Raw genomic sequence first — 9,086 nt, 5'->3', positions numbered from 1 at the left:
TTTATTTGGATGGTGATAGGCTCGGTTGCTATCGGAATAGGTTTGAGCGAAGCGAGGAGGAGGCTCACCTGACGCCCCACGGAAAACGAGTGTCTGGAGTGGAAATCGATGATCAGCCAAACCAAAAAAAGACCGGGCGAAGTTTGCCCGGTTTTTCTTGCAACTTTGCGCCTTCCACCCTCCAAGTTGTCAAAAAAACAAGGTTTTCTTGACAACTTCCAGCAATCATTCTTGCTCTTAACGTTAACGTCAATGATATAATAAATTTGCTGATTATTCTGTTAAAAGAGGGGTTTGCGGATGGATACGATTTCTGGCTTGGCTGAGCAGTTTGGGGTTTCAACTCGGACAATCCGTTACTACGAAGAGCTCGGTTTGCTGAAGCCATCTCGGACTGAAGGAGGCCGGAGGATTTACAATGCGAGAGACGTCACGCGCTTGAAGCTCATCATTCGCGGGAAGCGGTTTGGGTTTTCACTAGACGAAATAAAGGAAATGATCTTGCTGTTCGACGAGGATCAGACTGGTGAAAAACAGCTGAAGGTAACGATACAGTATGGACAAGAAAAACTCGCAGAAGTGAATGAAAGAATTTGTGAACTGGTGGAGATCAGGGAAGAAATCGAAAGGCTGGTAACAGAATTCAAAGGGAGGCTAAGTGAATGAATTTTTATGAAGAAGAACCGCAGTTTCGGGCATTGCTAAAGGAACTTTTGGATGAAGAATTTTTCGAGTATGCAGATAGAGAACTGCTGGATTTTGGCGAAAAATGTGCCAATGAAATCGATCAGCGCGCCAGGTTCACCGACCGCGAAGGCCAGCCGAAGCTGATTAAATTCGATGCCTATGGCGATGATATTTCCGAAGTATGGGTAAATGACGGTTACCGAAAAACGGTGGAGGATTCCTATAAAACAGGAATTGTCGGCTATGTTCATAAGGAAATTCCTGAATTGGGGCGTCGCGGAAACTACCTTTATTCTTATGCACAAGGGTATCTCCTGTCCCAAACGGAGCCTGGCTTTTACTGCCCGGTTACATTGACAATGGCCACAGCTTATTTATTGGATCAGTATGCATCTGCAGAGATAAAAGCGAAGTACCTGCCTCATGTTTTATCAACTGGGGAAACAACTTTATATGAAGGTGCTACCTTCTTGACAGAACGGCAGGGAGGATCAGACGTCGGCGCAAACGTAGTGCAGGCACTCCAAACAGCAGATGGCTACAGGATCTACGGAGAAAAATACTTTGCCTCAAACGCAGGAATGTGCGGTGTCGCAATGGTTTTAGCAAGAAAAGAAGGAGCCTCATCCGGAACGAAAGGGCTTACATTGTTCGCTGTGCCATGGAAACGGGAAGACGGAAAACTGAATGGAATCAAGATTCGAAGGCTAAAAGACAAACTGGGTGTCAAGGCAGTTCCATCCGCCGAAGTCGAGTTCGAAGGTGCAGAAGCCTATGTCGTAGGAGATCCAGCAAAAGGTTTTTATTACATGATGGAAGCTCTAAACCTTTCTCGCGTCTGCAACACCGTTGCCTCACTTGGGATCATGCGCCGCGCCTATCGCGAAGCTCGAGAGTATGCGACGAAAAGGGACGCTTTCGGCAAAAAACTTTCAGACTTCCCTATGATAAAAGATTCACTGGCTAACATGGCTGTAAAACTTGAAATTGAAACCCGAACAGTATTCAAGTATTTGCCGCTGTTTGAGAAAGTGATGCGAAACGAACCAGAAGTTACAGAGGAAGAAGTGATTCTAAACAGACTCTACATCGCCCTTTTAAAAAAAGAAACTGCAGAACAAGCCGTCCACTTCGCACACGAAGCCATCGAAATGCACGGCGGAAATGGATATATTGAGGACTTCGTTACGCCTCGATTATTGAGAGATGCACAAGTCCTGACCGTTTGGGAAGGAACGGCGAATATCCTCGGACTTGAAGTGCTGAGATTGATCGAGAAGTTCGGTGCCGGCGAATTGTTCTTACAGGAAATGAACGAGCGGATTGCTGGAATGAACGGAGCGTATCCCGAGCAAGTACGCGATGGAATAGCGCAATTGGAAAAATTGCTGGTGTCTCTACAAACCGCATCACTTGACCATAAGACTTTTCACTCGAAACGGGTGGCAGAATTAATGGCAAAGATTTTTGAGAGTGTGAATGCGCTGGAATATGGTGCTAGTAAGGATAAAAGAGCGGAAAAAGTGATGGAAGTGTATATAGATGAGGCATGGAAAAGCCAATATGTTTTTCGATCAACCATGAAATCCGTCGACTATTTTAAAGAGATTGTCCATTTATCCGAGATGGCAAAAAGCTTTTAAAGAATTCCGGTCCATGTTTTTTTCGACATGTTTCGCTTAATTCATCAAAAACGATGTGGAATTTAGTAGTTTTTTAGAGTAGTTGGGAAGCAAATGCTCCAAAATCCACCATAAGCTGATAGTACATGTCAGTAAATGCAAAACGAATTTGCTTGTACTACTTGAATTTTCGGAATAGTATGTAATTACGGCCGTAATAAAGAAAAGGGAGGGAATTATTTGAAAAAGCTTTTAAAGACAAGTCTATCATCAGTTGTACTTGCGGGCACCCTATTTGCGGGTTTTCCTGGTACGTATGCACCAATGGAAGCGGATTTTTTACATAAGGCAAAAGCCGAACAAGAGAATTCGCAAACCGCACTCGATTTGGCAATCATCAATGATGAAAAACTAATGGAGTCCTTTATCAAAAGAGGACTTTTGCCAAAGGATGCCACCGAAGCAGAAAAGCAAACGTTCCTAAAAAACTATCTAGCTTTAAAGGGGAAAGTGGCAGATAGCAAAGAATCAGACCCGCTTGCTGCAAAAGTAAAAGCGGCTGAGGCGGAAAAACAGAAGAACTTCAAAAATTACAACAATGGGTTGCTGAATGGCAAAGGCGAAAAGAAAGGGCATTTGAAGGGAAATCCTGATCCTGTAAGCGAAATCGCCTACAATGGAGAAAAAAGAGAAGATAAAGTTCTTGTTCTCTCTGTAGAATACTCTGATTTTCCGCATAACAATATCAAACCGGGCGAATCGGATAATTACTATGAAGATTACCCTCTATCACACTACGAAGATATGATTTTTGGTGTTGATGGTGTGAAAGGTCCGAATGGGGATCAATTAGTTTCCATGAAGCAATTCTATGAACAGCAGTCTGGAGGAACGTATTCCATTGAAGGGAAGGCTTATGGCTGGCTGAAGGTGCCGGGTACCGCAGCCTTTTATGGTGCAGACCGAGCAAATGGAGGCCATGATAATGTTAACCCAGGCGGCTCTAAGCAATTGGTAGTGGACACCTACAAGGCTGCACTTGCTGCAGGTATTCCATTAGAGGATTATGATCTAGAAGATCCTCATGATTTAGATGGAGACGGAAATTTACAGGAACCGGATGGATTGGTCGATCACCTGATGATTATTCACTCTGGTGTTGGGCAGGAAGCAGGCGGCGGTTCATTAGGCGATAATGCAATCTGGTCTCACCGGTCCGCAAAATTTGTCGATCTAGACGGACTAGGAAATGGGAAACCTGGTTTCTATGATTACACAATGATGCCGGAAGACGGAGCGACCGGAGTATTCGCGCATGAATATGGTCATGATCTAGGACTTCCAGATGAGTACGACACGATATACTCCGGGACTGGTGAGGCTGTTGCCTATTGGTCAATTATGGCAAGCGGTTCATGGGCGGGAAAGATCCCAGGGACTGAGCCGACAGGATTCTCCCCATTTGCCAAAGAATTTTTTCAATCTTACTTAGGTGGGAATTGGGCGAATGATACGGTAGAAATCGATTGGGAAGATGTATCTACAAAAGGAACGCAATTATTACTGGATCAGGGGAATTCACCTAACGGCAAGAATCCAATTGCTGCCAGAGTAAATCTTCCTCAAAAAGCAATGCCGATAAACACACCGGCAGCAGGGGAATTTGAATACTGGGGTGGGCAGCAAGACGAAATTGATACAAACATGGAAACAGACGTTAACTTAACCGGAAAATCATCTGTTGCATTAACATTTGATGCCTGGTACGACATTGAAGAACAATGGGACTTTGCGTTCGTTCAAGTTTCAACGGATGGCGGATCCACTTGGAAATCATTAGGGAATGGCAATACTCGTTCAGACGTAGTTCCAGAAGGATATCCAACGATTCTCATGTCGATGCCTGGATTCACAGGAAATTCTAATGGCTGGCAACCACAATCCTTTGACCTATCTGAATATACAGGTCAAACTATTAAGCTGCGTCTACGCTATGCTACAGACTGGGGAACCTCCAATACTGGATTCTTCGCCGACAATATCAAAGTTGTCGCCGATGGCCAAACTATTATCGAAGATGGAGCAGAAACTACATCGGCATTTGCTTTAAATGGATTCGTAAAGTCCGACGGAAATAAGTATTCTGACCATTATTATCTGCTAGAATGGCGTAACCATAAAGGTGTCGACACCGGCCTCGCCAATATTCGCCGCGGAAGCTCGTTAATGAGCTACGATGGCGGGTTAGTAGTTTGGTATGTTGACCCAACCTACACCGACAACTGGACAGGAGTGCATCCAGGCGAAGGATTCCTTGGTGTAGTGGACGCACATCCGCAAACTCAGTTGAATTGGAGCTCCGGAACAGCAGCATCGACTCGTTATCATATTGCCGATGCAGCATTTGGCTTAAATCCAACATCTGGATTAGATCTTATTTATCCAGATATGTCACTAAATCTTGACGCTCAAGAGAGAGTGACATTGTTTGACGACAGCAATAACTTCCTTAACCCATTCATGCCAGATGCTGGGCGTGCTATTGACAGCTACGGCTTAAAGGTTCGTGTTAACGGCCAGGCCAAGGATAAGTCAGTTGGAGCGATCGTGATTTATAAGTAAAGCTCTTTTTTGTCGCTTCTAGCTCGATGTTTGAACCATTCGCAGGTTGAAAACTTTTCGTGTGAAAAAAAAGAAAAAGCTGTCCGAACTAGTATAAACGTTCGGACAGCTTTTGTGTGTAAAGACGTTACCATTTAAATTTTTTTAAAAAAATTTCTGTGAACATGTTGACACTTGCAAAAAGAGATGGTATTTTAATCATATGTTCTGTATAAAGAACGAAACGATTCTTTATTAAGATATTTGATAGCAGGAGGAAAAGATGAGCGCAATTGTAGGCATCATTCAGTTACGAAAAGAGATGGTTCCCTTTGAACTCGGAAGGAACATTATGAAAGCCCTTGAAAAATTCCCGGCAGATGATATCCAAGTTTGGCACAAACACAATGCCTTCATCGGGAACCACGCTCAATGGATCACGCCAGAATCCGTCGGAGAGCAGCAACCATTCTATGATTCCGAAAGACAATGCGTGATCACAGCCGATGCCATCATCGATAACCGAGAAGAACTGTTTGCAAAACTGCAGGTCGAGCGATCAAAACGAAAGCATATGCCCGACAGCCAGCTCCTTTTGCTAGCTTACTATAAATGGGGCGAAGAATCTCCTAAGCATCTAGTTGGCGATTTTGCTTATATGATCTGGGATGAGAGAAACCAGAAACTGTTTGGTGCAAGGGATTTCTCTGGGTCCAGAACTTTGTATTATTACAAGGACGAAGAGAGATTTGCGTTTTGTACGACGATCATGCCGCTGTTTACATTGCCGCAGGTTAAGAAGGAATTGAATGAACAGTGGATGGCTGAGTTTTTGGCGATTTACGGAACAGTCGATGCCATAGACACCTCCATTACTGTTTATAAAGCAATAAATCAATTGCCACCATCGCACAGTATATCCATTAAAAAAAATAAGATCAGCATGACAAGATATTGCCACTTAGAGCCTGAGAAAAAGCTCCATTTAAAAACAAATGAAGAATATTTGGAGGCTTTCCGTGATGTTTTTCAATCAGCAGTATCCTCGAGGCTGCGAACGCACCGAAAGGTTGGTTCCCATTTAAGTGGTGGACTAGACTCAGGATCAGTAGTTAGTTTTGCCGTAAAGCATTTAAAGGCAGAAGGGAAACAGCTACACACCTTTAGTTATGTCCCAACCGATGATTTCGTAATGGATTTTGTGCCCGATAACAGGATTGCTGATGAGCGGCCATTCATTCAATCTACGGTAAACTACGTTGGAAACATAACGGATCATTACTTGGATTTTAAAGGAAAAAGCCCGTTCACAGATATCGATGCTGTGTTGGATACGATGGAAATGCCGTATAAGTTTTTTGAAAACTCTATCTGGTTAAAAGGAATATTTGAGAAAGCCCGCGAGGAAGAGGTAGGAGTTCTCCTGAATGGGGGCAGAGGGAATCTCACTGTTTCATGGGGTTCTGCATTAGATCATTATGCAGCGCTATTAAGTAGATTGCAAATAATTCGTTACGCACGAGAGCTAAAAAAGTACAGCAAAAGAGTTGGCGTTAAACAGTATGAATTATTTTTATATACTAGAAAGCTCGCCTTCCCAAACGTATACAAATTTCTAAAACGAGAAGGGAATATCCACTTTCCTGTAATAATTAATTCAGAGCTTGCCAAAAGAACAGCAGTGTTTCCAATGTTGAAGGAACACGGGATGTCTGTTTCCGGTACTTCTGTTCCGAATATTTACGAAGCTAGAAAGCTCCATTTTGAAGAATTATTTCATTGGAATGCAACGAATACAATTGGTACGAAGCTATCGCTTGAAAACCGCTTGTGGAAACGGGATCCTACAAATGACAAACGTGTCATCCAATTTTGCTTGGCCCTTCCAGAAGATCAATATGTACAAAATGGAATGGATCGAGCCCTGATTCGCAGAGCGACAAAGGGGATGTTGCCAGACAAGGTCCGTTTAAACCAAAATATCAGAGGAATACAAGGGGTGGACTGGGTTCACCGGATGTCCTCCACCTGGGATGAATTTCGAAGAGAACTTAGCGAAATGGAAAAGGACCAAACGATTTTCGAATTTTTAGATCGGGACATAATTAAAAACTATATAGCAAAAGTAAGTGAGGTTCCGTACCCAGAAGCAGCTATCGATTCAGAGTATAGGATGCTAATGAGGAGTTTGATTGTATACAGGTTTTTAAAAAAATTGAAGGGAGGTGATTTTGATGAAAAAAGAGTGGAAAACACCAGCATTGGAAGTCTTAGATATTAATAGGACTGCAGCAGCTTCACTTGAAGGGTGGCAGGATGAGGCGTATGTTGATAACCAACCAAATTTTGGTAATCACCATGCATCTTAAATAATTCGACTGGAAGATTAGCAACTACAATGGAATACTGCCCTTATACCGAACAAGTATGAGGGCTTTTCCGCTCATTACTATTATAGCAAAAGTATGGAGTGAAAAGGATGGCAGACACCATGAAAAGATGGAGATATAGAGCGTTTGGGTTATCAATCATAAGTGATGTTCCTCTACCAGAATTACCAATAACAGTTTGTCTAACCGATGAAGCAGACGTGACAGTGACAAGCGAAGATCTTTCGAAAACATGGACTGATCTAGGAATCCATCCCTACAGTTTTAAAGTCAAAGAAAACTACGTGCTATTCCAGCTTCCTAACGTAGCAATTTTCCTTATTAAGAATGGGAAGGAAATTATCGTCTCGCCGTGGCCAGGAGCTGACCCTGCACAAATAAGGCTTTACATCCTCGGAACATGCATGGGAGCGATATTGCTCCAAAGAAAGATCCTTCCATTACATGGAAGTGCAGTTTCTGTTGACGGAAAGGTTTATGCATTTATTGGTGATTCTGGCGCAGGAAAATCAACATTGGCAACCGCCCTGTTGGAGAAGGGGTTTGATCTGTTAAGCGACGATGTCATCCCGGTTTCGATTTCCTTGGAAGATGGCTTGCCTTATGTGACCCCTTCCTATCCTCAACAGAAATTATGGGCAGAAAGTCTGAATCACTTTGGTATGAACGCAAGAGAGTATCATTCGATTTACAAAAGAGAAAATAAATATTTAATTCCGGTCGCAACCAAATTCTCGGAAGAAGTGCTCCCGCTTGCAGGTGTATTTGAGTTAATAAAAAAAGACCAACAAAGGATCGAATTTTCCCCTGTGGTTGGACTTGAACGCTTTAATACATTATTTGCCCATACATACCGCCATATATTTATAAAACCATTAGGGTTAGTGGGCTGGCATTTTTCCGTTTCCGCAAAAATGGTGGAAAAGGTTCAGTTTTATCAAATAAAACGTCCTGCGACAGGCTTTACAGCTCCGCAGTTAGCGGAACTTATTTTAGAAACGATAAAAGAGGAGCAACTAATATGGGAAGCATGAAAAAATGGAGCAGCACCACCATCGTCACTCAAAGTCCAGGAAACATTGTTAGTGACATGGCCGGAGATAAAGTAATGATGAGCATAGAAAATAGTAAATACTATAATTTAGGGGAGATAGGCGGATATATTTGGGATCTTATAAAACTCCCTGTTTTAATGGAAGAGGTAATTGCTAGGCTTACTGCTGAATATGAAATCAGCAAACAAGAATGTGAGCTGCAAGTTTTTGCTTTTATGGAAAGTTTAGTGAACGAGGGATTAGTCCAAATAAAAGGATGAAAGGAATTTGAACCAGTGAATAAGGTTAAGATCTTTTTTCATTCATACGATCGACATACAAGGCTTCTTTTTCTAGAGGCATTTGTTTTTTTAGCTTGGGCGAGGATGCTGAAATTTCTTCCTTTTGGGAAAATTGCTCCAATATTAGGGGAGCAAATGTGTGAATCTTCACTTGAAAATAATGAAACAGAAAGAAAAATCGTTAAACAGATTTCTCAAGCGGTTACGATTATGAGCAAATATACATTTTGGGAAAGTCAATGTCTCGTCAAGGCGATTGCAGCTATGAAAATGCTTGGGAGAAGGAATATCGATACTACCTTATACTTAGGGACAGCAAAAGATGAAAAGGGCCAATTCACTGCTCATGCATGGCTGAGAAGTGGCCCGTATATACTTACTGGTGCAGAAGAAAAGCACAAGTTTACTAAGATAGGCTGTTTTGCTAAAACTTATAGCCGGAAAGTTTAA

At 42.5% G+C, this 9,086-nt stretch carries 8 protein-coding genes; all 8 read left to right on the top strand.

The window, feature by feature from the left end:
- Nucleotides 1-294: 294 nt before the first annotated feature.
- The 8 genes from UB32_RS12650 to UB32_RS12620 all read left to right on the top strand — a co-directional run bounded on the left by UB32_RS12650 (nt 295) and on the right by UB32_RS12620 (nt 9,086).
- Entirely contained in the window at nt 295-666 is a 372-nt protein-coding gene (locus UB32_RS12650; protein ID WP_128721545.1) for a MerR family transcriptional regulator, read from the top strand.
- Nucleotides 663-2,330, top strand: a complete 1,668-nt coding sequence (locus tag UB32_RS12645) for an acyl-CoA dehydrogenase family protein (protein WP_044394292.1) — start codon at nt 663-665, stop codon at nt 2,328-2,330. The genes UB32_RS12650 and UB32_RS12645 overlap by 4 nt, the downstream gene beginning before the upstream one ends.
- Nucleotides 2,331-2,549: 219 nt before the next feature.
- Nucleotides 2,550-4,931, top strand: a complete 2,382-nt coding sequence (locus UB32_RS12640) for an immune inhibitor A domain-containing protein (RefSeq protein ID WP_052807031.1) — start codon at nt 2,550-2,552, stop codon at nt 4,929-4,931.
- Between the two features lie 262 nt (nt 4,932-5,193).
- A complete protein-coding gene (locus UB32_RS12635) occupies nt 5,194-7,191 on the top strand; it encodes a lasso peptide isopeptide bond-forming cyclase (protein ID WP_084221832.1) in 1,998 nt (665 codons plus the stop codon).
- Complete coding sequence (locus UB32_RS19850) at nt 7,145-7,279, top strand: paeninodin family lasso peptide (protein WP_198528198.1); 135 nt, start codon at nt 7,145-7,147, stop codon at nt 7,277-7,279. Before UB32_RS12635 ends, UB32_RS19850 begins: the two co-directional genes overlap by 47 nt.
- A 110-nt stretch (nt 7,280-7,389) precedes the next feature.
- The gene (locus tag UB32_RS12630) at nt 7,390-8,334 is read left to right on the top strand and encodes an aldolase (RefSeq protein ID WP_044394291.1); all 945 of its coding nucleotides are present in this window, start codon (nt 7,390-7,392) and stop codon (nt 8,332-8,334) included.
- Nucleotides 8,322-8,615 (top strand): lasso peptide biosynthesis PqqD family chaperone, encoded by a 294-nt coding sequence (locus UB32_RS12625; RefSeq protein WP_044394290.1) that lies wholly within the window; start codon nt 8,322-8,324, stop codon nt 8,613-8,615. Before UB32_RS12630 ends, UB32_RS12625 begins: the two co-directional genes overlap by 13 nt.
- 15 nt (nt 8,616-8,630) lie before the next feature.
- Nucleotides 8,631-9,086: a lasso peptide biosynthesis B2 protein gene (locus UB32_RS12620; RefSeq protein WP_044394289.1), complete on the top strand. Its 456-nt coding sequence runs from the start codon at nt 8,631-8,633 to the stop codon at nt 9,084-9,086.

The organism is Mesobacillus subterraneus, assembly GCF_000934845.1.
GTDB lineage: Bacteria > Bacillota > Bacilli > Bacillales > Cytobacillaceae > Mesobacillus > Mesobacillus stamsii.
This window is presented reverse-complemented; position numbering and strand designations above follow the sequence as displayed.